The sequence below is a fragment of the Paenibacillus sp. GXUN7292 genome (assembly GCF_050864975.1).
Lineage (GTDB): Bacteria > Bacillota > Bacilli > Paenibacillales > Paenibacillaceae > Pristimantibacillus.
This window is the reverse complement of sequence record NZ_JBOZWO010000005.1, coordinates 40,501-65,327: the sequence shown is the minus strand read 5'-3', so window position 1 is coordinate 65,327 and position 24,827 is coordinate 40,501. Positions and strand designations below refer to the sequence as shown.

23 protein-coding genes and 1 other RNA gene are annotated in these 24,827 nt (G+C 44.6%); 10 read left to right on the top strand and 14 right to left on the bottom strand.

Annotated elements, in window-relative coordinates:
- Positions 1 to 86 precede the first annotated feature (86 nt).
- The 3 genes from ssrS to ACRRU2_RS06615 form a co-directional block, all read right to left on the bottom strand.
- A non-coding RNA gene (ssrS, locus tag ACRRU2_RS06625) (6S RNA) lies at positions 87 to 269 on the bottom strand.
- Positions 270 to 383: 114 nt separating this feature from the next.
- Positions 384 to 1,187 (bottom strand): YesL family protein, encoded by an 804-nt coding sequence (locus ACRRU2_RS06620; protein ID WP_331702373.1) that lies wholly within the window; start codon positions 1,185 to 1,187, stop codon positions 384 to 386.
- 408 nt (positions 1,188 to 1,595) lie between these two features.
- A complete protein-coding gene (locus ACRRU2_RS06615) occupies positions 1,596 to 3,197 on the bottom strand; it encodes a DEAD/DEAH box helicase (protein ID WP_331702374.1) in 1,602 nt (533 codons plus the stop codon).
- A 187-nt stretch (positions 3,198 to 3,384) separates the two neighbouring features.
- Here ACRRU2_RS06615 and ACRRU2_RS06610 point away from each other — a divergent pair, with 187 nt between their 5' ends.
- From ACRRU2_RS06610 to ACRRU2_RS06600, 3 genes are all read left to right on the top strand, one after another.
- Positions 3,385 to 4,185, top strand: a complete 801-nt coding sequence (locus tag ACRRU2_RS06610) for a YitT family protein (protein WP_331702376.1) — start codon at positions 3,385 to 3,387, stop codon at positions 4,183 to 4,185.
- A gap of 160 nt (positions 4,186 to 4,345) precedes the next feature.
- Positions 4,346 to 4,534: a hypothetical protein gene (locus ACRRU2_RS06605; protein WP_331702377.1), complete on the top strand. Its 189-nt coding sequence runs from the start codon at positions 4,346 to 4,348 to the stop codon at positions 4,532 to 4,534.
- A 235-nt stretch (positions 4,535 to 4,769) separates the two neighbouring features.
- Positions 4,770 to 5,957, top strand: a complete 1,188-nt coding sequence (locus tag ACRRU2_RS06600) for a putative glycoside hydrolase (RefSeq protein WP_432500501.1) — start codon at positions 4,770 to 4,772, stop codon at positions 5,955 to 5,957.
- 96 nt (positions 5,958 to 6,053) lie between these two features.
- Here the strand turns inward: ACRRU2_RS06600 and pfkA are convergent, their stop codons facing one another.
- Both pfkA and ACRRU2_RS06590 read right to left on the bottom strand, forming a co-directional pair.
- Positions 6,054 to 7,022, bottom strand: a complete 969-nt coding sequence (gene pfkA / locus ACRRU2_RS06595) for a 6-phosphofructokinase (protein WP_331702379.1) — start codon at positions 7,020 to 7,022, stop codon at positions 6,054 to 6,056.
- A 27-nt stretch (positions 7,023 to 7,049) separates the two neighbouring features.
- Positions 7,050 to 8,129, bottom strand: coding sequence for a tetraprenyl-beta-curcumene synthase family protein (locus ACRRU2_RS06590; protein WP_432500557.1), 1,080 nt, complete (start codon positions 8,127 to 8,129; stop codon positions 7,050 to 7,052).
- 237 nt (positions 8,130 to 8,366) lie between these two features.
- Here ACRRU2_RS06590 and ACRRU2_RS06585 point away from each other — a divergent pair, with 237 nt between their 5' ends.
- Complete coding sequence (locus ACRRU2_RS06585; protein ID WP_432500500.1) at positions 8,367 to 9,557, top strand: MFS transporter; 1,191 nt, start codon at positions 8,367 to 8,369, stop codon at positions 9,555 to 9,557.
- Positions 9,558 to 9,715: 158 nt separating this feature from the next.
- Here ACRRU2_RS06585 and ACRRU2_RS06580 read toward each other — a convergent pair whose 3' ends face one another.
- Positions 9,716 to 10,420, bottom strand: coding sequence for an SMI1/KNR4 family protein (locus ACRRU2_RS06580; protein WP_432500499.1), 705 nt, complete (start codon positions 10,418 to 10,420; stop codon positions 9,716 to 9,718).
- Between the two features lie 943 nt (positions 10,421 to 11,363).
- Here ACRRU2_RS06580 and ACRRU2_RS06575 point away from each other — a divergent pair.
- Positions 11,364 to 11,771 carry a ribonuclease domain-containing protein gene (locus ACRRU2_RS06575; RefSeq protein ID WP_432500556.1) on the top strand — a complete coding sequence of 136 codons (408 nt, stop codon included), beginning with the start codon at positions 11,364 to 11,366 and terminating at the stop codon, positions 11,769 to 11,771.
- A 5-nt stretch (positions 11,772 to 11,776) separates the two neighbouring features.
- Positions 11,777 to 12,127, top strand: a complete 351-nt coding sequence (locus ACRRU2_RS06570; RefSeq protein WP_432500498.1) for a barstar family protein — start codon at positions 11,777 to 11,779, stop codon at positions 12,125 to 12,127.
- Positions 12,128 to 12,297: 170 nt separating this feature from the next.
- Here the strand turns inward: ACRRU2_RS06570 and ACRRU2_RS06565 are convergent, their stop codons facing one another.
- Positions 12,298 to 12,495, bottom strand: a complete 198-nt coding sequence (locus ACRRU2_RS06565; RefSeq protein WP_331702384.1) for a cold shock domain-containing protein — start codon at positions 12,493 to 12,495, stop codon at positions 12,298 to 12,300.
- 220 nt (positions 12,496 to 12,715) lie between these two features.
- Here ACRRU2_RS06565 and ACRRU2_RS06560 point away from each other — a divergent pair, with 220 nt between their 5' ends.
- From ACRRU2_RS06560 to pepF, 3 genes are all read left to right on the top strand, one after another.
- Positions 12,716 to 12,949: a hypothetical protein gene (locus ACRRU2_RS06560; RefSeq protein WP_432500497.1), complete on the top strand. Its 234-nt coding sequence runs from the start codon at positions 12,716 to 12,718 to the stop codon at positions 12,947 to 12,949.
- 5 nt (positions 12,950 to 12,954) lie between these two features.
- Positions 12,955 to 13,137, top strand: coding sequence for a hypothetical protein (locus ACRRU2_RS06555; protein WP_331702386.1), 183 nt, complete (start codon positions 12,955 to 12,957; stop codon positions 13,135 to 13,137).
- Positions 13,138 to 13,339: 202 nt separating this feature from the next.
- Positions 13,340 to 15,136, top strand: a complete 1,797-nt coding sequence (gene pepF, locus ACRRU2_RS06550) for an oligoendopeptidase F (protein ID WP_432500555.1) — start codon at positions 13,340 to 13,342, stop codon at positions 15,134 to 15,136.
- Between the two features lie 149 nt (positions 15,137 to 15,285).
- Here pepF and ACRRU2_RS06545 read toward each other — a convergent pair whose 3' ends face one another.
- The 4 genes from ACRRU2_RS06545 to hemE all read right to left on the bottom strand — a co-directional run bounded on the left by ACRRU2_RS06545 (position 15,286) and on the right by hemE (position 19,698).
- Positions 15,286 to 16,098, bottom strand: coding sequence for a DUF92 domain-containing protein (locus tag ACRRU2_RS06545; protein WP_432500496.1), 813 nt, complete (start codon positions 16,096 to 16,098; stop codon positions 15,286 to 15,288).
- Positions 16,099 to 16,204: 106 nt separating this feature from the next.
- Complete coding sequence (locus ACRRU2_RS06540) at positions 16,205 to 17,584, bottom strand: CapA family protein (RefSeq protein ID WP_432500495.1); 1,380 nt, start codon at positions 17,582 to 17,584, stop codon at positions 16,205 to 16,207.
- 102 nt (positions 17,585 to 17,686) lie between these two features.
- Complete coding sequence (gene hemH, locus ACRRU2_RS06535) at positions 17,687 to 18,637, bottom strand: ferrochelatase (RefSeq protein ID WP_331702390.1); 951 nt, start codon at positions 18,635 to 18,637, stop codon at positions 17,687 to 17,689.
- Positions 18,637 to 19,698, bottom strand: a complete 1,062-nt coding sequence (gene hemE, locus ACRRU2_RS06530; protein ID WP_331702391.1) for a uroporphyrinogen decarboxylase — start codon at positions 19,696 to 19,698, stop codon at positions 18,637 to 18,639. The genes hemH and hemE overlap by 1 nt, the downstream gene beginning before the upstream one ends.
- Before the next feature lie 184 nt (positions 19,699 to 19,882).
- Here hemE and ACRRU2_RS06525 point away from each other — a divergent pair, with 184 nt between their 5' ends.
- Positions 19,883 to 21,115: an MFS transporter gene (locus ACRRU2_RS06525; protein WP_331702393.1), complete on the top strand. Its 1,233-nt coding sequence runs from the start codon at positions 19,883 to 19,885 to the stop codon at positions 21,113 to 21,115.
- 42 nt (positions 21,116 to 21,157) lie between these two features.
- On the opposite strand, the gene ACRRU2_RS06520 is transcribed toward ACRRU2_RS06525, so the two are convergent.
- From ACRRU2_RS06520 to ACRRU2_RS06510, 3 genes are read right to left on the bottom strand one after another with little or no spacing between them, the layout of a single operon-like run.
- Positions 21,158 to 22,768, bottom strand: coding sequence for an extracellular solute-binding protein (locus tag ACRRU2_RS06520; protein WP_432500494.1), 1,611 nt, complete (start codon positions 22,766 to 22,768; stop codon positions 21,158 to 21,160).
- A gap of 33 nt (positions 22,769 to 22,801) precedes the next feature.
- Positions 22,802 to 23,686 carry a carbohydrate ABC transporter permease gene (locus tag ACRRU2_RS06515; RefSeq protein WP_432500493.1) on the bottom strand — a complete coding sequence of 295 codons (885 nt, stop codon included), beginning with the start codon at positions 23,684 to 23,686 and terminating at the stop codon, positions 22,802 to 22,804.
- Between the two features lie 15 nt (positions 23,687 to 23,701).
- The gene (locus ACRRU2_RS06510) at positions 23,702 to 24,664 is read right to left on the bottom strand and encodes an ABC transporter permease (RefSeq protein WP_331702396.1); all 963 of its coding nucleotides are present in this window, start codon (positions 24,662 to 24,664) and stop codon (positions 23,702 to 23,704) included.
- Between the last annotated feature and the right edge of the window lie 163 nt (positions 24,665 to 24,827).

The window sequence follows — 24,827 nt, the reverse complement described above, 5'->3', positions numbered from 1 at the left end:
TACATTACTTAATATGATACCATGTTTTCATCTATGAAAAAAGAGCATTAGCAGGATTAACCATGCAAATGCCCTTAATTTGTTTTATAAACCCCGCCTATGCCGTCCGACTCACTTGTTTCTGAACCCGCTCTCGCAGGTGGGTGTCCGCAGAATTAATTTTGAAGTCCCTTTTCGAGGGCATGTCAGCCTTAATTCGATATTGAACTCCCGTGAAACAGCCATTGGTTCAAAACAGCGAAGAATCGCAACGCACATCGCAGGAATTATTATAGTAGTATAACAGCTAAAACAAGCTGTTCCCCAAAGATAACAGGTTCGTTAATCTTTGTGTATTGTTATTATAGACCGAACAAAATCAAAAGTAAACGATATATTACATGTTACTTATTGGTTTCCTGTTCCTTGTAATCATCCTTGACTAAATCCTCGCGGTCCATTTCGGCAGCCAGCTCTGCTTCCTCTTCCTCTTGCTTCTTCATTCTCTCAGCTTGCTCCTGAAGCTTAACATAAATAATATTAAAGTTCCAGAAAGCAAGATAAGCAACGATGCTTCCCATAAAAAACGGGATTAAAAATTGGAAATGAAAGAAGCTGATATACATGACGAAGCCGCACATAACTGCTGTCGAAAGAGAGCGAAGCGGTTTGCCAATCGTAATTAGCACGGCATTTTTAACTAACTGTAGCGTTTTCATATGATAGTGTGAAAGCATAGAAAAGAAGTTAAACAGCGATATAACGAGTAACACTAGAAAAGCAATAAATACGTAAGACAGTAGGCTGATTTTCTCTCTGAAAAATATGAAATCGACAATCATTACTGCAATAAGCAGGACATAAATGATTCCGCCAAGCATGCTCTGTTTGTAGTTTTCTTTGTAGCCTCGGAAAAACGTCTTGAATAAAGCAACGTCACTCTCACCCATTACCCATTTGCGGGCTACGGTAAACATTGCAGCGGTAGCTGGAAATAATGTAAACGGCGCAATAACTGCCATCAGCATAAAGATGGCCTTCATATTGTTAACAACTTGATCCTCTGGCAAATCAACAGGAGCAAGCAGCAGCAAAGATACGGCTACAAATGGCAATGAACAAATTAGCCAAAGCAAGTTAATCGCTGAAAACCTCATTATCCATTCCGAGATTCGATAAAAGCCGCCCATCAGTCCTCTAGGTTCCATCACATCTGCCTCCACAATTGTATATTTTCATAATGTGCACATCAGCTTCTATCCCGCCCAAAATTATATGTATAGGCGGTTGTCTATGCTAATTCGCCTATGCGGCATATAATGTAGCATCGCGCACAACATTAAATGATGTTTTTAAGGAGGTTGCTTATGAGTAAAAAAAGTATCCCTCAACCTTGTGAAAATAATCGGATTGACTCTACTGGAGCCATTCTTGTCCTGTTTATTTTATTGTTAATTATTACAAAGACAATATTATGGTAAATGCTTTGCAAGGCGTGTTAACCGTTGAATTATAAGAAGAAGTTTATTCAAAAGACTGACAAATTCTTATAATTTAAGAAAAAACCGGGGAAGATCGGATAGCCGCAAGGCTTCATGGACTTCCCCGGTATTTGTTTAGATCGTGTCAGTTGACGAAGAATTTGGCTTACTCGAACGGCGCTCGCCGCTGCGGCCATCATCTCTGCGGCCTTCATTGCTGCGCTTGTAGCTGTAGCCGCCGCGGTCACGATCGCGATCCCGGCTTTCATAGCTGCTGCCGCCGCGGTACGAGGACGAGCCGCTGCGTTTATCATCGCGTCCGCGGTATCCGCTGCTGCGATTGCCGCCGCCGAAAGAAGAGCTGCTGCGGTTGAACGGACGGCCGTTGGAACGAATATCCGGTCTGCGCTTTTTGGCGCGAAGCGGCTCCTCAGGCGTCAATTCGATAGTGACATCCTTCTTCTCTCCAGTAAGCAGCTTAATTGCGGCTGCCAGCAAATGAACGGAATCATACTGCTCAAGCAGCTGAATCGAAATTGCCTTATACTCCGTAAATTCTTCGTTTGTTACAACTTCAAGCAATCGCTCAGCAGCAATACGCTGCTTGCCCTCAATCGCCTCAGCCAAGCTAGGCAACGGCTTGCGAGTCATGCGCTGACGCGTAATGCGTTCGATAAAGTGCAGATGGTCGATTTCGCGCGGAGTAACGAAAGACCACGCTTTACCTTCCTTGCCGGCACGGCCTGTACGACCGATGCGGTGTACGTAGCTTTCCGGATCCTGCGGCAGGTCAAAGTTAATAACGTGAGTAACGCCGGATACGTCAAGACCGCGCGCTGCAACGTCCGTTGCAACAAGCACGTCAATGCTTCCATCGCGGAATTTGCGCATTACATTGTCGCGTTGGTTTTGCGACAAGTCGCCATGCAAGCCATCAGCGGAGTAGCCGCGCTTTTGCAGCGCTTCGCTTAGCTCGTCTACACGGCGTTTGGTTCTACCGAAAATAATCGCAAGCTCAGGCGATTCCATATCAAGCAAACGGCTCAAGGCTTCGAACTTCTGGCGCTCGTGCACTTCAATATACGCCTGCTCAATCGATGGAGCTGTTACTTGCTTTGGAATTACTGAAACATGCTCTGGGTTTTTCAAAAACTGCTGTGCAAGTTTTTGAATGTTTTGCGGCATCGTTGCCGAGAACAGCATCGTTTGGCGCTCTTCAGGAACAAGCTTCAGGATCGACTGAATATCCTCCATAAAGCCCATATCCAGCATTTCATCCGCCTCATCCAGCACGACGGTTTGTACATCCTCAAGACGGATCGTTTTGCGGTTGATGTGATCCAGAAGACGTCCTGGCGTACCGATAATGATTTGCGGTCTTTTTTTCAAGGCGCGAATTTGTCGGCCAATCTCTTGACCGCCATATATAGGCAAAGAACGCAGTCCTTTGTATCGAGTCAACTTCCCGATCTCATCCGCTACTTGAATAGCGAGCTCACGGGTCGGCGTCATTACTAATGCGACAATGCGATCCTCGCTTGTCGGAATTTTGTTAATAAGCGGAATTCCGAATGCCGCTGTCTTCCCTGTACCTGTTTGCGCTTGTCCAATTAAGTCTTTACCTTCCATCGCAAAAGGAATAGCTTTGTCCTGGATAGGAGTAGACTCCTCAAATCCAAGCTCCGTAATCGCTTGAAGCACCTTCGGCTCCAAGTTAAATTCAGCAAATGTTTTCAAACTTTTCTCAAACTCCTTCTATCTACAGCCTACTTAAGAATATCTAAATCATTATAGCACATATATAATCATGAATACTAGCCAAGGACAATAAGCCATACTAACTTTACCTGCATCATTGTGACAATCTATTTTCAGAAAGAGGCTGGCTGCAATTAACAAGAGGCAATTTATACTAAGTCTGTTGATGATGACATTTAGTTCTGTGCTTATTGCAATTGGCTTTAACCTATTTCTAGTTCCTCACAAATTGATTAGTGGCGGCATGTCCGGCATCGCTCTAATGATTAGTTACCTTTCGGGCGCTTCAGTAAGCTGGATGTATTTTTTACTCAATTTTCCCGTGCTTGTTTGGGGCTGGTTCGCAATTGGCCGATCATTTATATTTTGGAGCATCTATTCGGTCTTGACCGCAACTTTGTTTCTATATCTAATACCTAAACACCCCCTCGTCGATGATACTTTGCTGGCTGCAGTGTTTGGCGGCATAATAGCCGGTGCCGGCAGCGGACTTGCTTTGAGATCTGGCGGATCTACAGGCGGCTTTGACATTATCGCCTACATCGTTACATTGAAAAGGGATTGGCCTGTAGGCATGATTATTTTCACCCTTAACAGCTGTATTATTACAGCACTGATTATTTTTGAAAAAGATTGGAGCCTCGCGCTGTATTCCTTGCTCTCCATATACTGTTCGGGCAAAGTTATTGATCTTTTGTATGTACGGCATATTAAAATGACCGCTTTTATTATTACGACCAAATCTGATGCCATCATTGAGCAGCTGCTGTCCCATCCGCGCGGTATTACGATTATCAAAACAAAAGGAGCTTATTCCTCGACCGAGCGGGATATGCTTATGACAGTCAGAACGAAATACGAATTAAGACAGCTATTTCAAACTGTCACTTCAATTGACCCAAAAGCGTTTATCAATATTGTAGAAACGGTTGGAGTCGTTGGGGATTTCAGAAAAGATAAGCAATAGGCTTGTTTTGCTGCACCCATTTTTGCTGTTCCAGCTGTATTTTTATTTACAATACTGCTATAATAACTAGTAATTGGCGCTTATGTTTCATGCCTTGGAATTTACCCTCTTTACTTGCAAGTGAACGATTCATTTGAAGAAAGGGTGATGCTGAGTGGATATGGAAACAGTAAAATTGTCGCAAATTGTAGAAAGACTTGCTCCGGAACTTGGTCCATTTCTTACTTCGACTGAGATGAATATGAGCATTGTATTGCGGGATGGTCTCGCATTTTTAGAGCCTGCCGATGCTATGGAAATTGTACAATTCAGCATCTGCAACCAGCAGCGCGACACGCTGTTGCATTAAGTTAAGTACTAAGCTTATTATTATATTTTCTTAACCAGAGCCAGTCGGATCATCCGGCTGGCTTTTCAATTTTTCCAGTAATACTGCTGTTTTTCAGAACAAAAAACGATAAGCAAAATGCCAGGAGCATAGTAAACGAAAGTGCTTATAAACGGCTAATAATTAAAAAAGTAATGACCGTGGCACGCACATACTATATAATTTTACGTAAGAGGTTGTTGAGGGAGAGAATAAATTGGACATTATATTGACTTTACTCATGCTTTTTTTGGGTACGGGGTCTAATCAAAACGAAGGCGACAATGTGTTCAAAATGCTGGCCGCCACGTACATAAATGCAGCTTCCGGCCAGCAGATCGCCGGTCCTGATCTGCACGCGCTTGTCTCCAAGAACAAGCAGGAAAGTACCGTAAAAAAAGACCCCCAGCCGGATGCGCCTGCCATAAAAGGCATATATGTCACATCTCATAGCGCTGGCGGCGCAAGAATGCCGTCCTTGCTTCAGCTGGTTAATGAAACGGATCTAAATAGCATGGTAATCGATATTAAAGATGACAACGGTTATATTACGTATGCGACGACAACTCCCGAGCTGCTTGAATATGGCAGCTCCAAAAGTTTTATCGGCGATATTCAGCAGCTGATGGCTGAGCTGAATAGAAACAATATTTACCCGATTGCAAGAATTGTCGTATTCAAGGATACTGTGCTTGCCGTAAAGCACCCTCAGCTCTCCTTCCTGCAAAAGGACGGGACAGTATGGAAAAACGGACGCGGCGAATCGTTCGTCAATCCTTACAAGAAGGAAGTGTGGGACTATAATATTGCAGTCGCCAAGGAAGCAGCCAAGCTCGGCTTCAAAGAAATTCAATTTGATTATGTGAGGTTTCCGGAAGGCTTTGACAAGAAAGAAGAAACGCTGAATTACGAAAAAACTAACAGCAGCCGCGTTGAGGTCGTAACCGGCTTTGTCAAATATGCGCGAGAGCAGCTCGAGCCGCTGGGGGTACGCGTATCCATCGATATATTCGGCTATGCGGCTTCTGTTCCGGCCGCAGAAGGCATCGGTCAAGATTTTGTGCAAATATCGAATGATGTGCATGTTATTTCGCCTATGATTTACCCAAGCCACTACAGCACCGGCTGGTTCAATCTGAAGACACCGGATCGCAGCCCCTATGAGACGATTACCGGCGCTATCAAGGATACTCAAAAAAAACTGGCCGACTCCAACGAGCTTAAGCCGATTATAAGGCCCTGGATTCAAGATTTTACGGCAAGCTGGCTAGGCAGCGGCAATTATATCAAGTATGGAAAAGCGGAAGTAGAAGCGCAGATTAAAGCGCTGCATGACTCGGGAGTAACAGAATATTTGCTGTGGAATGCCGGCAATAAATACTCACCAGGGGTAGATTATAAATGATCAGAAATAAAAATATAGGCTAATTGAACTCATATGCTTTTATAATTTTGAAAAAGACGACTCGATCAATCCGAGTCGTCTTTTTAATTAATAATATTATTGCGATAAGCGTAGGGCCAGTTCATACATGTCCATGTTGAACTCTTTTTTAGTATTCACAACAAGGTCAATGTCAGTTGTAACAAGCTTGCCGTTAATAATGCCGCATGCTTTCCCGGAATCGCCGGACATTAATTGTCTTACTGCAAAATCACCCAGCTGGCTTGCCAGAACGCGGTCAGGCGCTGTTGGCGTTCCGCCGCGCTGAATATGTCCAAGCACGGTTACTCTCGCTTCGATTCCACTCTTCTCCATAATAGTCGACGAAATTTCATGGCTGTTGCCCGCACCCTCTGCAATAACAATAATGCTGTGGCGCTTTCCGTTGGCAAAATTCGTTTTCATACGCTCCGCTACGATATTCAGATCAATTGGAACCTCTGGAACGATAATCGTTTCAGCACCGCTAGCCAGTCCTGCATGCAGCGCAATGTCGCCGCAATGGCGTCCCATTACTTCAACGATAGATGCTCTTTCGTGAGATGACATCGTATCGCGAATTTTATTAATAGCATCTACTGCTATACTTACAGCCGTATCAAATCCAATAGTCACATCCGTAAAAGCTACATCATTATCAATCGTGCCAGGCAATCCCATCGTTTTGATGCCAAGCTTGCTCAGCTTGTTCGCACCTTGATAGGAGCCGTCTCCGCCAATAACGACCAAACCATCGATTCCTCTTGCACGAAGCAGTTCAGCTGCGCGCTGCTGGCCCTCGGCTGTTTCAAACTCCTTGCAGCGTGCTGTTTGCAATATCGTACCGCCGCGCTGGATAATATCTCCAACGCTGCGCAGATCCATTTGGCGCAAATCATCATTCAAGAGGCCCTGGTACCCGCGCTGCACACCATAGACCTCAAGCCCATAGTAATGTGCGCTGCGCACAACAGCTCGAACAGCTGCGTTCATTCCTTGCGAATCTCCTCCGCTTGTCAGTACTGCGATTGATTTGACTGCAGACATTGTAAATTCCTCCACTTACTGTAATATTCATAGTCGTCTAATTCTGATCCAGCGGCTGTTAATAAAGAAAAATATACGGGATAGTGTACTGTTTTTCATAAGCTGCTTGGATATATGACGAACTTCTGATTGCTCACGAACCTTAGGGTCGGATAAATAAAGCGCAAGCAAGCCTTCTATAATTAAGCTATGAAATCTGGAAGCAGGCAATTGCTTCACATCTTCCCTAGCACGGCCAACAATAAATTGCAAACGTTCAATCATTAAGCTTTCGTTCTCATAGTAATTGCAAAAATTTAAATCCCCACCCTGCTTATCTTCCTCTTGATCAATCAAATAATCAAGTAAAATATGAAGACTGCATACATGTGGAAAATAATTTATTTTCATTTGCTCGGCTTCTGCAAGCGTTAAATGCTCATCGCTTGCTGCCAGAAACAATAAAAACATAGCTAATGTCGAGCCGGCTGCCGCAGCAAATTCATTCCACTGCAAATGCGGATAAGAGGCTTGATGCTTCCTCCACCACTCGAGCAGCTTCACTTCGCGCGATTCTGTGCAAATATGCTTGTACACTTGAAGATCGCTGTACAAGCCTATTAACTCGAGCACCTGCTCTTGAACGATAGAATATGCCGGAAGCTTGGCAATCTGCTGTTGACAAGTACGCACCAAATGCTGCAAATATCCGCCGTCATCGCTGTCATCCCTATGCATGTAATAATTTTGCAGACTGGCTCCGGGAGTAGCTGCATCAAGCATGGATTGATGAAGCATGCGGAAATCATCTGGGTCAAGTGAAGTGCTGCGATCGCATAAGTTATCCAAATAATCGCTTATTGTCTGCAGAGCGACGATCAGTGGAATTAGAATCGGCAAATAAGCCATATTCGCTACAGCATATACGCTTCCGCCCTGGCAGTGGAATTTTTTATCTCTTATGCTGTTGAGCGCTTGAGTCCTAAGCTCTTCACTAGGAATACGTTCAGCCAATTGGCGAAGCTGCGTTAATTCTTGCTTTACTGATGGCAGGACGTATTTGTATACGCGGTGCATAAGCTTCAATGTGCTTTGCGGTACACGTTTGTTAGAATAGCTCGCTTGCATCACGTTGTACCTCCACCTCTTGCTTGTCACAAACTGCGTTATTCCCAAATTTTGATTATTTCGATCTAAATCTTGACCGATCATCTCACCAACTTGTGAAGCTCCTCAAATAAATGTACCATTTTGAAACGTAATTTTCTACCCATTTTGATACTTAATCTATTCCAACATAAAGGGTCGAACCATGATATACTAATCGTCACAGCATTATTTTACTAGAATCGGAGTGAATATTTATTGCAGTCTTCACACTCATTCCCTAAAGAACGGTCAAGCATTAACTCCAAGCAAGCAACCACGCTGCGCGCATACACCTACTCCACCTATACAACTTCAGCAATAGTTGTTTCATTTATGCCGCTGCTATTTTTGGAAAAAGGCTTTACAGAGAGCCAGATTGGCATACTCTATGCTACTGGCCCCTTCATCGCTATATTTGCAAATATAATTATGGGCATTGCCAGCGATAAGTTTCAAACGATTCGTAAGCTTCTGCTCATGATGTTCGCCGGACAATTTATGATGATTACACTTTTAATGCCCACTTCGCACTTTACTGTAATCTGCTTTATTATGATGGGGTTCTACTTCTTCCAAACTCCCCTTACTCCGCTAAGCGACAGTCTCATTTTACACTATAGCAAGCAGCTTGGCATACCCTATGCCTTGATTCGTATCTTTGGGTCGCTTGGATTTGCGGTTAGCGCGCTCGTATTCGGCTTTTTATTGAAGCAAATCGGCACCGAATGGACGCTGCCTATTCTGCTTTGCACGATATTTATATCATTCTTACTTGCCATTTTTCTTAAAGATCATACAGGATCAGCTAAAAAAATACAATTTTCCGGTTTTTTCAGATTATTAGCCAAACGAAAGGTTTTGCTGTTTTTCTTTATTCTATACCTCGTTTCTGTATCACATCGCATGTACGAAAGCTTTCTAACCGTAACGCTCCGGCACATGGGCGCAAGCAGCACCTTGATCGGCATGAGTATGCTGATCGCGGCCGCCAGTGAAATACCTATTTTGTACCTGCTCGGAAAATATGGCCATAAGTTCAAAGAGCTTCCACTCCTTGTATTTGCTTCAATAATGTATGCCGTACGGCTATGGCTGCTCGGTCAGCTGCAATCGCCTGAATGGATTGTAGCTTCGCAATTGCTCAACAGTGTATCCTTCGCCATTTATTTCACTTCAGCGATGCGCTATATTATTCAGCTTATACCTGATCAATTCCGAACGTCTGGCCAGGCGCTCTACGCCATTATTTGGACTGGCCTTGCGGGGCTCACCAGCGGTCTCGCTGGCGGCTTTATATACGAGCATCTTGGAAAGCTGTTTTACTACAATTTAGCCTCAGTCATTGCGATTATCGCAGCTATCGGTTTTTTATTTATGATTTTTATGCAAAATAAATTTTCAGACTAACACAGTTTCCTTTCGGACTGAAGAAGCTACAACGGCCGCCACGCTATCTGGGGAATGCAAAGCATCATAATTTTTGGGGTGTAGATAAATCAGAAGACTAAATCGAAAAGATAAAGCGAAGACGTCAGCCTGTAAACGTGCTGACGTCTTGTGCGTGTCTATAAATTGCAATACTCAAACTCGTTGTCCAGCCCGTCAAAACTAATTTCCTGTTTTAACACTTGGTTTAATTCATCGTGTGAGATTAGCCCTTCCAATGGCAATTCGCGCCCAGTTGAGGTCGTTTCTATGTATTCAACAACATCTCTAGCATATATTTCTTCCAACTTTTCAACTTGACTATGCTTCAAATACTTTCGGTGTGTTTTTAATATGTTAGCAGAATTGACTTTCAAATCGCCACTCGCTGTTTTGGAATACTTCATAATGGTTAAATCTTCAAGCAAGTTCCGAAAAATAAAATCCTGTAAATTTTTCGCCAAAACTACAGCGGTAATATCATCGTGATAAATCAGGGTAATAGGTACATCCTCACCGTTTTGTCTATCGAATTGGAACACATACAAATCTCCGTTTTTTTGTCGACCAAATGGAACAAACTGAAACTCTGGTTTCGTCTGTCGATAATCGTCAGGGTCTTTGAATGCTTCAATTTCTTCAACGATTCTGTTCCATTTTAGCAGCTCAAAGTCAAAGCCAAAGAACAGCATAGGCGGGTTTTGGGCTAATTTGGCATAATACTTTTCGTACCAGTCCCGCCCATATTCTCCGCCCGAATCCAACATACCATCTAAATACAACTGTCTATATAGTTTCGGGTATGTAAAATTGTACTTTTCTTCAATTTGCTCTAATTCGTTCATACTATCCTCCCAAAACCACGCTATTTGATATCAGTATAGCAAACACGAACTTGTTATTAAATACCATTGAAAAACATTGTGACGATTGACACGGAAAGGAGCGTGACCGTGGCTATCTATCATCACAGTATCAAAATCGTAACTATTAAAAAAACCTTACTCTGCGAAATGTGCCAAATAAAAATGGTTTGAGGATACGCCTACCGATTCTGTATGATTTATCATATACAATTGTGTTTTTTAGGGCATTTCAGGGTAATGTGTATGAAATTTCATATACAATTAGACGTTTTGAGGGGGCACCGGCCGATTCTATATGATTTTTCATATACATTTGTGTTTTTCGAGGCATTTCAGCGTAATGTGTATGAAATTTCATATACAATTAGACGTTTTGAGGTGGCACCGACCGGTTCAGTATGATTTTTATATACATTTGTGTTTTTTGAGGAATTCCAGATTCTAAATGGATTTCATGTATCTAGTTTTATTGAATTACTCTATATTTTGCATATTCCGCCAAACCAAATACAGTTTTCCTCTTAGAATCACAAAAAAGCCAATTTTTTCAAAACCAAATACATGAAATGTAGTTAGCACCTATGCTCGTTCTGGGTCCATAAAACAAAGTTTGCCATAGTGGTAAAGTACTTGTTACACTTCTTCAACAGTCTGATTTTGTGCGCCTATCGAATTAAATTTGCTGAATATATAAAAAAACGATAATATACACTATTGATTGATAAAAACTGAAGAGAACGGAGTGCAGGATTGTATTATGAATTTTTTGAAAGCATCTAGTCGCGTCATTTCATTGTGGCTCGCTTCTATCGTTATTTTGTTGTCAGTAGTGCTGGGTGGCTGCAGCCAGCTTAATCTAATGGATGAGCTTGAGCCCGCACAAAGCGCAAAGCCGCTTTCGAGTGCCAGCAGCAAGCCGCAAATCAGCCCTACGGCAACGCCTCCGGCTGAGCAGAGTGATCCCGGGAATCAGGAAGCGACCGATAGCAAACCCCTTACATCCTTTTCAGAGGTTGCGGAATACCTAAGAACAAACGGCAAGCTGCCGCCGAATTTTATAACCAAGTCTGAAGCTAGCGCACTAGGATGGGATGCCAAAAAGTTGAATTTAGACAAGGTTGCGCCCGGCAAAAGCATCGGCGGAGACCGGTTCGGCAACCGAGAGGGCTTGCTCCCAAGCGCCAAAGGACGCATCTGGTATGAAGCGGATATCCATTATAAAAGCGGAGGCCGAGGCGCTGACCGCATCGTCTTTTCCAATGACGGATTAATATATATGACAACTGACCATTACAAGAGCTTTACTGATATTACCGCGAAAGGACCGTGACGGCATTGACTATAACTACGCTATACGAGGACGAAATAAGTCGATTTGATTCGATTCATCATTGGCTGCAGCATGCTCTTGAGCTGCCTGACTGGTACGGCCATAATTTAGATGCTTTATGGGATTGCCTGAGCGGCTGTATCGCCCTGCCGACTGAAATCCATTGGGTGGCTGCTGGCAGAAACGATCCTAATCCGGACTCACCATTGCCAGCTGGAGATTCAGACATTGAGCAGAAGCTGGCTGTGCAAATCGCAGCCTGTATCTCGCTTTTTGAAGAAGCGGCTGAACAAATTGAAGGGCTTTCGTTCAAATATATACCACGATCAAGTTTCGGATTCCAACCACTGATGTAATCTAATTTTTTTGAATGAATAACCCCTGTAAAGGATAAAATGGGCCTATAAAGGCGGACGCTGCCGCTTCTCTGCAGCTGTACGCCCCTATTCACAAAACTAAAAAAAGAGCGCAGCTCCTTAGCGAAATTATCGCCAAAGAGATACGCTCTGTGGATATTGTTATTGGATTAAAGCTTAACCACGTTGGCAGCTTGTGCTCCGCGATTGCCTTCAGTTACATCAAATTCAACTTCTTGGCCTTCATCTAGAGATTTAAATCCTTCGCCTTGAATTGCTGAGAAATGCACAAATACATCTTCTCCGCCTTCAACTTGAATAAAACCGTACCCTTTTTCTGCGTTAAACCATTTAACTATCCCTTTCAATTGTACAACCTCCCGAAAATATAAAGCTTATCTCGCTATAAAGTGAGACAAGCTCTATTATACATTTCCAGCAATGCAAATGCAATAAAACAGGACTTAACCCAATTTCAGTCAATTAATTATCTATTCAAGCTGTGATTTCGTGAGGTAAAGATTGCTTACAGGCCATAATATCGCTATGATGTTAGTAATACAAAAAACCAATAAAGGCGGAGCAATAATGTTCAAAAAGCATCAAATTTATAAAACGGACAAATACAATATGTTAACTGTGGAAGTACAAGGGAAATCTTTAATTGTACGCGAAATTTCGGATCAATGGGGCGAAGAATGCCACACCTTCCTCAGTCGCCCTGAGCTGATGAACTGGGCGGAGAAGCGATTCAAGCCTGAGGATTTTATAGGCAAGGAAGAGCAATATGAAGCCATTATACAAGCATTAAGAGAGGTGTAAAAGTTATGGATTGGACATCCACTATTATTTTTATTATCGCCTCCTTCTGTCTTGGCGCCATTCTGATTATGAAGCGCGATTCGCTTCCGGAGAAAGCAAGAAGGCCTCTTGCGTTGACAGCCATCGCTTTAATTGCTTTTTCGTTTTTTCTAATTGTTTATTCATTCTTTAAATTAGGTGCAGCATAAACTTAAATCATGCAGCGCTATGAATAATTTCAACGTCTTCAGGGCACAGTAGCGACAAACTGCCTTGGAGGCGATGAATATAATGAAATGGCTTGCTTTGCTGCTGGCATTAACTTTTGTAACTGGCAGCAGCCCTACGAATGTTCCAACTAGACAAGCAGAAGCCGCTTTGTCTCAAACCGAAAATTTAAGGAGGAGTTCGATGAATCACGTACCAAAACGTTCAGAAACGCCTGTAGACAGCCGCTGGAAGCTGGAAGATATTTTTGCTAGCGAGAAGGATTGGGACAAGGAGTACAGCAAAGCTTCTGCCCTTATTAAAGATATTCAAAAATTTCATGGCACATTAAATGATGCCAAGCAGCTTAAAGCCTGCTTCGAGCTCGAGGATGAACTGTCCTTAATGGTAGAGCGGCTATATGTTTACGCAAATATGCGCCATCACGAGGATACAGCCGAGCCAAAATATCAGTCTTTGTCAGAGAAATCGAGAAAGTTGAGCGTACAAATAAGCGAAGCGCTATCTTTCATCACACCGGAAGTATTAAGCTTGTCCGATGATGTCTTAGAAGCATTTATCACTGATCCGCAGCTGGCCGATTACCGCCATACACTGGAGGAAATGCGCCGCCAGAAAGCTCATATTTTATCCAAAAACGAAGAAGCGCTATTGGCCCAGGTCGGCAATATCAGCTCGGCTTCGGGAACGATCTTCAATATGTTGAACAATGCTGATTTGAAATTTCCTAAAGTTAAAAATGAACTAGGCGAGGAAATTGAGCTTACACACGGCCGTTACATACAGTTTCTTGAAAGCAAAAATCGCGAGGTTAGACAAAATGCCTTTAAAGCGATGTATGACACATATGGCAAGCTTAAAAATACAATTGCGGCGACGCTTAATGCGAACATAACTAAGAATGTCTTTTACGCGAATGCCCGCAAGTTTGATTCAGCCCTTGATATGTCGCTTTACGGAGATAATATTCCGAAGGAAGTTTATACGAATTTAATCGATACGATCCATGAGCATTTGCCGCTTATGCATCGCTACATGGATCTTCGTAAAAAGCTGCTCGGCTTAGATGAGCTGCATATGTACGATTTGTTCTCTCCGCTCGTTGAGCAATTCGACATGGACATCACGTATGAGGATGCGAAGAAAACGATCAGCGAAAGCTTAAAGCCGCTTGGCGAGGACTATTTGAAGGTGCTGCAGGAAGGCTTCAACAACGGCTGGATCGATGTATATGAGAACGAGGGCAAGCGCAGCGGAGCTTACAGCTGGGGCGCTTACGGCACTCATCCGTACGTGCTGCTGAATCATAAAAACAATCTCAACAGTATGTTTACGTTGACGCACGAGATGGGCCATGCGCTGCATTCCTATTACTCGGACACGAATCAGAAATACCGTGATGCCCAGTATACGATCTTCCTGGCTGAAGTTGCTTCTACTTTAAACGAAGCGCTGCTGATGCATTATATGCTGAACAAGTCCACCGATCCGAAAGAAAAAATGTATTTGCTCACCTATTATGCGGATCAATTCCGCACGACGGTTTTCCGTCAAACGATGTTTGCGGAATTCGAAATGATTGTTCATGACCGCGCTGAGAAAGGCGAAGCATTGACGCCTCAGCTGCTGAGCGAAATTTATTATGATTTGAACGTAAAATACTATGGTCCGGGCATGGTTATCGACAAGGATATCGAAATGGAATGGGCGCGCATTCCACATTTCTACACCAGCTTCTACGTCTACAAATATGCGACCGGCTTCTCAGCAGCTACAAGCTTCTCCAAGCAAATTCTAGAGGAAGGCACACCTGCTGTTGAACGGTATCTGGGCTTCCTTAAGAGCGGCGGAAGCGACTTCTCCATTAACATTTTGAACAAAGCCGGCGTCGATATGTCATCGCCTGAGCCGATTAAACAAGCGATGAGCGTGTTTGAAAATTTGATTGCTCAAATGGAGCAGCTGACAAGCAATAAATAGTCAAGGATAAACGGCGCCTCCGTCCTTCGCTTGAACGATGGAGGCGCGTTTACCGATGAAATATAGAACAGGTATAAGGTGAAAACTTATACTTTCCTATACTTTCAAAAAAGGCGACCTGGGCTTCAATGCCCTGGTCGCCTTTTTGCTCAGATCAATCCGCCAATAAATGCAGCGGCAGCTCCTGCAATGACCGACGCCGTCATATTGACCCGATCATTGTTTAAAAAAGCCCAGCCTCTCAGCGGCTTGGTTGCGCTGCCGCAGTGATGAGCGCGTTCTGTCTCCGTGCCGCAGCTTGGGCAGCGGTACATCGCCTGCACCGTAGCTCCCAGAAAGGAGTCCGCATACGCGCCAATAAAACCGGCAGCAGCCGCCAGCCAAACGATATGCAGCGTATCGAACCATATCGCTGCAACCAGTCCGATGCAGGCGGCGCCTGCGAGCGCTGCAGCGCTGCCAAGCCAGGTTACTCCGCCGCTCGTTCCCGCCTCTACCGCTTGACCGGTCATCAATGAACGAGGCGCGCTGCGGCTCAGCGAGCCGATCTCAGTCGCCCAAGTATCGGCATTAACGGACGCCATGACGCCTATATAGGCGAATAGCCACAGCTCATGGCCCCAGCACGCGTTCAGCAGACAGAGCAGCAACCCGAGTCCGCCGTTTGCCCATACTTGTCCGGCATCACGCTGTCCGGACTTTTCATATTTCTGTTCTGCATTGGCCTTAGCCCGGTGCTTGCGCTTCCACTTCGACCAGCCGGTTGAGGTTACAAAAAAAGTAACCAACAATGCAATCCAGATCGGCCCGCCTAAAGTTACATAGCCTGTTCCCATAACGATCGCCGAAATTGCCCCTGATACGGATAATGCTCGCATGCGATAGGCAGCTAAGCCTATTACACTGCTTCCGGCCAAGCCAAGTAAAAGCCGCAGCCACCACTCATCTATCCAGCCTACCATCTATTTTCTTCCTTCCCTCTGCCCAGTTGCTTCAATCATGCTCATGCTGTCTGCGCCTTGAAAGCTTGTCAGCTGATTTACCAAGCTTGCTGCTCGTAGCATTCCATTACTTTTTGGCTGTAATTCTTCCATCAGACGAAACCTTCGCTCCGATCGAAATGCTTTCCAGCTTATTGAACAGCGCTGCCGCTGCTTCTGCTTCCATAGGCGCCGGCTGCGCCTTAACCGTTAGCATTGGATTGAACTTCAGCTCGCAATGGCCATCCTTTGTGCACACAGCATCAAGCACGCCCGTCTCCGCTTCAGCGTCCTTCGGATAAGAGGAGAAAATAAAATTGCCCAGGCTGTATACGATCCATTTGCCTTTATACTGCTCGAAGCCTTGAAGAATATGAGGATGATTGCCAATAATCAAATCTGCTCCGGCATCGATATAAGCTTTGCCCAGCCTCAGCTGATCGCTGTTCAGCTCGGTCGTGCGTTCCGTGCCCCAATGCACAAGCACGACGACAAGATCGGCAGCTTGCTTGGCTGCCTCAACTGCAGCAACTGCCCGTTTTTCATCATAGGAATCAGCAACGCCAGCCCGATTGGCAGTCGCTTTCCATTCCGCATAAGGGATGACCTTGCTAACCGAGACGAAAGCAATCTTCATGCCATTCATTTCTTTTATTACAGGAGCATACGCCTCTGTATCGTTATTACCGGTCCCGGCATGCTCAAGTCCCGCTTTGTCCAAGTGTGCAATCGTATCCTGCAGCCCTTCAATTCCTTGATCAAGCGCATGATTGTTAGCCAGGCTCACGATATCAAATCCGGCATCCAACAGCGGTTTAATCACTTCCGGCGAGCCCTTGTAAACATATTTCTGCGTTGAGGGAACGCCTCTCGTTGTAATCGGCATCTCCAAATTGCCGATCGTAAGATCCGGCTCACTCAAATAAAGCAGCGCTTTCTCGAATAAGTAAGAGTAGCCGTGCAAATTTACAAAAGGCTGCACATACTCTTCAATTAATATATCGCCTACAAAGGACATGCTTACCGTCGCTGCGCCGTCAACTGGCGTGAATCCGCCTTCTTCCTCTTCTATCACCTCAGAGCCAGCCTGCTGGCTATTGCCGTCAGGCTCCTCCGTAAATTCCTGCTCTTCACCATTAGCCGAGCTTTCGTCATCAGCAGGATTTTGCTTGGAATCAGACGGGCTGTTTCCCTTTTCATCATCCTTCTTTCCATTTTGTTCAGCAGCCATATTTTTCCCGTCGCCGTCAGGCTTCATCCACGCTGTGCTGGTCTCGATAATCCAATCCAGCTTTTCGCCTATGTATGGTATTTGTTCAGCATATCGCCCTTCCTTGCCAGGCACAAAGGCCACTGCAGCAATTATGATAACGCTAATAAACAATATGGAATTCACAACCGCCAGCTTCCTAGCTTTGCGCCGGCGGTCCGCTTTGGCCTGCTGGTGCTTCTCCGAACGAGAAATCATGATGGCGTCTACCCCTTCACAAAAAAATAATGAGAGAATCGTTATCTGCTCCAGCAGATATTGCCGATTCTCTCATTATACAACGTAATAATGGGATTGTGTCTATTTCTTCTCGCTTGCTGCTGCATTATCGATAATAGACTCCGCCAGCGTCTCCATATACAAAGGATCCCGGTTAAGCATCGCAATGCGCTCCAGCACAAGTCCAAGCTTGCCGGCCTCTGCTTGCGCCTCAATATCAAGATCGTACATAACTTCCAAATGATCCGAAACGAAGCCGACAGGCGCTACCAGCACTGCCTCTACACCAGCCTGCTTAACCTCAGCCAATGTTTCTAATATATCTGGACCGAGCCACGGGTCCTTTGTTTGTCCTGCGCTTTGCCATGTAAACTGCCAGTTTTCAATTTTCGCAGCTTTTGCAATAGCAGACGAAGTTTCCAGCAATTGCGCTTCGTAAGGATCGCCTAGCTCGCGTATTTTCTCGGGCAGGCTATGGGCGCTGAACAATACTTTAACATTGCTGCTGTCGCCTTTGCGCTCAGCCAGCTTGGCAAGTCCGGACTCGACGCGCTCTGTCAAAGCCTGCAGCAGCTTTGGATGCATATGATAGCTCTTCACGAAGGTCATCTCAATGCCAAGCTCCTGCGCCTTCAGCTCAGCACGCTTGATATATCCGCCTACGCTCATAACGGAATAGTGAGGAGCAAGAACGATGCCGACCGCTCGTTTTATACCTGCGGCAGCCATTGCCTCAACGCCGTCTTCAATATATGGCTGGGCATGCTTCAAGCCTTGAAAACATACATATTGGCCTGGTGCAAGCTGCTCCAGCTTGTCCTGCAAACCGGCAACCTGGCCATTCGTATTCTCCCGAAGCGGGAAAACTCCGCCAACAATCGCTTCATACCGCATTTTCAGCTCATTCAGCTGCTCGTCTGTCGGCCTGTGTCCACGTCTAATGTGAGTATAGTAAGCTTCCACATCATCCATAGATTGTGGTGTTCCATAGGACATAACTAGTACGCCGATTTTATTAGACGAATTAGACATTAACGATTTCCTCCTTGGCGGGCAGCAATAGCTTTTTCAGAATAGGAATGGACAAACGCAGTCAGCTGTGCCAGCTTTTCTAGTGATGCTTCCGGAAATAAGCCGTGACCCAAATTAAATATAAAGCCTGGTTCTTCAATACCCTGATCTATTATTTCGGCTGCATAAGATTCTATGACAGACATCGGCGCCGTCAGCACCGTCGGGTCAAGATTGCCCTGTACCGCGAAGCCGTGATCCAATCTGCGTCTTCCTTCTTGGATCGATACGCGCCAGTCCAGACCGATGACGTCCGCCTTCACATTAACCAAATGCGGCAGCAGCTCTCCTGAGCTTACGCCCGGGAAATAAATTTTGGGCTGTTCCAAGTCCGATAGCTCTTCGAATATACGCTCAATGGTAGGAAGCACAAATTTGCTGAAATCAGCTGGCGACAACGCCCCTACCCAACTGTCAAAAATTTGAAATGCCTTCCCGCCATTGGCTATATGGGCACGCGTATAGGCGATTACCATATCGCCCAGCTTTTCCATCAGTTTATGCCAAACTTCAGGCTCGCTATACATCAATGCTTTCGTACGCAAATAGTTTTTGGACGGTCTGCCTTCTATCAAATAACTTGCAATAGTAAACGGCGCGCCTGCGAAAGTAATGAGAGGCACGTCCAGCTCACGGTCCAATATGCGGATCGTCTCTAGCACATGCCCGAGATCTCCCTCTACATCAATCGGCTTCAAGCGTTCCACATCAGCTGCCGAACGGATCGGATTATGAATAACCGGACCCACGTTTGCAACAATATCAAAATCAATGCCCAGCGAAGCTACCGGATTCATAATATCCGAGTATAAAATTGCTGCATCCACGCCCAGTTTTTTAATCGGCATTAATGTGACTTCCGCCGCAAGCTCAGGCTGCTTGCAAATTTCCAGCAAAGAATATTTTTCTTTAATTTTGCGATAATCCGGATCATAGCGACCTGCTTGACGCATATACCATACTGGCAAACGATCGATTTGTTCCTTTCGACATGCTCGAATGAAACGGTCGTTATAAGTCATTGCCGTTCCTCTTTTCTATGTATTATAGTCTAATAATCATTATGCCCCTTTTTACAAACGCTAACAACCGCCGTTAAGGAGTTCCTATGACAATAGTTTGACAATCTAACCGCGAATACTGGGGGCTGCCCCCCTCATCTGTCGTTTCTTCATCAAAATTAAACATTTGTGTTATACTACTTATATGGAACAATGGAAAAAGAATCTTGTTGTACTCTGGTTTGGTCAATTTCTTGTAATGGCTGGAATGACGATGATTATACCGTTCCTTCCCCTTTACTTGCAAAGTGATCTCGGACTGTCTGATACACATGAGATCGGACTATGGGCTGGCATTATTTTTGCAGGCAACTTTGTTACTGCTTTTATTTTTCAGCCTATATGGGGCAAATATGCTGATCGCTATGGGCGCAAACTGATGATTCTCCGTTCGGGCTTCGGCATGGCAACCGTAGTGCTTATGATGGGCTTTGCCACTCAGCCCTGGCACCTGCTCGTGCTGCGCATGCTTAACGGTACGATTTCCGGATTCAATCCCGCTTCTATTGCACTCATCTCGGCCACTACACCTAAGGAGCGAATGGGCTTTGCGATGGGATCAATCCAGTCCGGCGCGATCGCAGGTACAATCCTCGGTCCACTTATCGGCGGGCTATTAGCTGATGTCATCGGCTTTAGGCCTATCTTTTATTTAACCGGAACACTGCTGTTTGCCGCCTCTTTGCTGGCTCTTTTTATTGTAAAGGAGTCATTTGATCGGGAAAAGGCCGCATCTGTCCCGCAAACGTCTGTTATTGGCGGCTTTATGGAAATTAGCCGCATTCCTCAGCTGCTTGCCTTATTCGGTGTTACTTTATTTATCCAATTTGCCAATATGAGCCCCATGTCGCAAATACCGCTCTTTGTGCAAGAGCTGCATGGCACTTCCGCTAACTTGGCATTTTGGGCAGGCTTTGTCGGCTCCGTTACCGGCTTGTCAAATCTGATTGCATCTCCAGTGCTCGGCAAGCTTAGCGACCGGATCGGTGCCGAACGGATTTTGGCGGTCTGTTTAATTGGCGCGGCGCTCGCATTCATTCCGCAAGTATACGCCGCTACAGTGTGGCAGCTGCTGCTGGCACGCTTCGGTTTAGGCTTGTTTTTAGGCGGTCTGATTCCAACAGTCAATTCTTTAATTCGAAAGTATACGCCTGATGGCATGGAAAGCCGGGCATACAGCTTCAACAGCAGCACGCTCAGTCTTGGCAATATGATCGGACCGATTGCAGGCGGCGCGCTCACAGGCTACATAGGCATTCGTGGACTATTTGTAATCTCCTCCATACTTATGCTCGTCAACGGCGTGTGGGTATGGTTCACATTGCTGCGCGGCAATCTTGGCAAAAGCAAAAGAAAAAACAAAGACAACGCTGAATGACAGTGTTGTCTTTGTTTTTGGTAATTGTACACTAGAGCAGTGTTATTGGCTGCTGCTGTAACGTGTATATGCATCATTGTAAATTTTCATATACTTGTCCACGCCAAGCTTATTAACTGCTTCTGCATACTTATCCCAATTGCTCATCGGCTCCGTGCCTGTAATAAATTTGGCTTCCATCTCCGAAATGTACGTTTCTATGTCGCTTCCTACAGTCGACATGAAATCCAGCTCTTCTTCTGTAAAGTTGAATTTATTCCACAACTCTTCTACTTTATGCGGTTCAGCCTTTTTGCCAACCGCAACAGATTCCGGAAGTGATTCCGAACCTTTGAAATATTGCTTCTGCACATAACCAGGATAGCTTCCGCCAAGCCAAGTAATGTATTTCGCAAGCGCTTGATCCATAGTCAAGCCATCCTTATTTTTCGTAATATCTTCCACGAATTCAAGCTCGCCGTCAGCTGATTTGGTATAGGTTACATTTTCTACACCCATGAAATAGAAGGTTGCTCCTTCATCGCCATAAAAGTAATCCATCCAGCGAATCGTTTCTTCCGGATGCTTGTTTTTATCTGTAATTACAAATGCTCCCGGCCAAACTAAAGGCACCTTTAAATGAGAGTAGATTTGATCGCCGTACGGCCCCTTCAAGGCTCCTAATCCAATATAATCCTCTTGGTTTAATTGTGTTTTCGGGCTTGGATTAATTGTAGCCCCAAATACGCCTTCCTGGCCTTTTGCATACAAAGCAGCTGTTTTTATTGTAAAAATCTCTTTATCGATTAGTCCTTCTTCATAAAGCTTTCGAACATAATCAATGACTTCCTTATACTTAGGGTCCGTACGATAAAAACGGAGCTTATTGTCATACTGGTCTACAAATTTATGACCTAAGCCGCGATTTCCAAATCCCCAAGCGCCATTTAGCTGCTCGATTAGTGGAGCAATGCCCGTCCCTGCATATGGGATCTCGTCCGCCTTGCCATTTTCATTCAAATCTGTCTCTTTTACAGCTTTCAAATAGTGGTACAGCTCGTCCGTTGTCGTCGGCTCCTCCATACCCAGCTTATCAAGCCAGCTTTGCTTCACCCATAAAGGAGTGCCAATAAGCATCGGCAGAAATTCTGGCCCGTAAAAAGAAGGCATCGAATAAATATTGCCATCCGGCATCGTCAGCCCTCTCTTTAAATCCGGGTATTTTTCCATTAGTTTTTTGAAATTAGGAGCATGCTGATCGATAAGATCATTCAGTTTAATAAAAGTGCCTGCCGCTCCGTACTTCATCAAGTCGGCCGCTGGAACCCGAGCGCTATAAAAAGCGTCAGGATAATTGGAGCCTGCCAGCGCCAAATTCCGTTTCTCCGTAAGGCTCTCGAAAGGGACCAGCTCAAAATTCACTTTTATGTTCGTTTTTTTCTCATACTCGCTCCATACTAATGTCTCGGAAAAGTTGTTGCCGTTAGTTGCAGCTTTCCCCGTAAAAAACGTCAGCTCAATCGGTTCATTTACAATAGGAAAGCCCGTTTCATTAAAATTCGCATCATTTGCCGGCTCCTCTGTCTTCCCCTTAGAATTTCCGCTGCATGCCGACAATAAGCCAACTAGCATCGTTACAATTAATAGACTAACGATCCACTTTGTACTTTTCATTATTCAGCCTTCCCCTCTGCCCATTTGATATAATTAGCCCTTTACAGCTCCGATCATAACGCCTTTAACAAAATATTTTTGCAAAAATGGATACAGCATCAATACAGGTAGATTCGCTACAATGACAATGGCATATTTAATCGCTTCGCCTTCCATCACGATATTGGAATTGGTATCATCGCCAACACCCAGCATTTCCTGCATTTGCCCTTGTATTAAAATTTCGCGCAGAAACAACTGCAGCGGATACAGCTCGCGGTCGTTCAAATAAATCATGGCGCTAAAATAAGCATTCCAATGTCCGACACTATAAAACAAAATCATAACGGCGATAATTGGCAATGACAAGGGCAGCACAATCCGGACTAAGGTCGTTAGATTGGAACAGCCATCTATGCTGGCGGCCTCTTGTGTCTCGCTAGGTATCGTATTTTGAAAAAATGTCCTCATGATAAGAATGTTATAGACCGATACTGCTCCAGGCAGAATGAGCGCCCACATGGAGTTGAGCATCCCCAGACTTTTTACAAGCAAATACGTAGGAATCATGCCGCCGCTAAAAAACATCGTAAAAATCATCATAAAGGATATGATTCGCCGCCCATAAAAATCGGTTCGTGAGAGCGGATACGCAGCGGCAATGGACATAACCAGATTAATAGCCGTTCCCACCACGGTATATACAATTGTGTTCCAGTAGCCGGTCAATATTTCTTTGTTGTGGAAAATTTTATCATAACCCGAAAAGGTAATATCCACGGGCCATAACCACACCTCGCCTCGCATAACCGCTCCTGGATTGCTGATGGAAGCCATTAATACAAACAACAGCGGATACAGCACAATAATGACAATAAAGATAAGCAAAGCATGAACAGCCCATTCGAATAATTTTTCGCCCCTTGATTGTGCAACCATTTTGTTCCCCCTTACCTACCAAAGGCTCGTCTTATTTACTCTTTTTGTAATCAAATTAACGGTTACAAGCAGTGTAAAATTGACAACGGAATTAAAAAGGCCAACTGCTGCAGAATAGCTGTACTGACCATCTATAATCCCTTTCTTATACACATGCGTTGAGATGACATCGGAGGCAGGCAAATTGAGCGAATTTTGCATTAAAAACACTTTCTCAAATCCAACGCCAAGCAATGAGCCCATGTTAAGTATGAGCAATATCATAATGGTTGGCATAATGCCAGGTAAATTAATATGGCGGATTCGCTGCCATCTGCTGGCTCCGTCGACTCTGGCCGCTTCATGAAGCTGCGGATCAATCGATGTCAAAGCAGCGATGTAAATAATCGAGCTCCAGCCCATTTGCTGCCAAACACCAGAGCCGACAAAAATGCTTTTAAACCAGGCAGGCAGCGTGAGGAAATGTACGGGCTGACCGCCAAGCATAACGATCAGTTTATTAACTAGCCCCGTTTCTGGCGATAAAAAAATAAACAATATGCCTACCATAACTACTGTCGATAAAAAATGCGGCGCATACGTAACAGTCTGTACGAAGCGGCTAAATTTCTTTGATCGTACTTCATTAATGAGCAGTGCCAAAATAATCGGCACAGGAAAGCCAACAAGCAGCTGATAGAGTCCAATTCCTAAAGTGTTCCAAATGAGCCGCCCGAAATAATAGCTGTCAAAAAAACGTTCAAAATGCTTTAAACCAACCCACGGGCTGCCAACGATTCCTTTATTCGCAAAAAAATCTTTAAATGCAATTTGAACGCCATACATGGGTGTATACTCAAAAATAATAAAAAACACTAGAACCGGAAGTATGAGTATGTATAGATCCCCGTTTTTTTTAATTTGCCTTTTCACGCCAGACCATTTGCTTTTCTTATTCCGCGCAGCACCCTGCTCCAGAATGAAAGGCTCATTTGTCATGCCTTCACCCCCTTTCCGTTAGTCTGGTCCGATCATAGCAAAAGGGCGATATATAGCCTATTAACAAATATTTAGATCATTTACAGTTCTTTTGATTTTTAAGATATTGCTAAGTTTCTAAAAAACTGTACATTTCAAAACCATACTAAAGTAAACTAGCCTT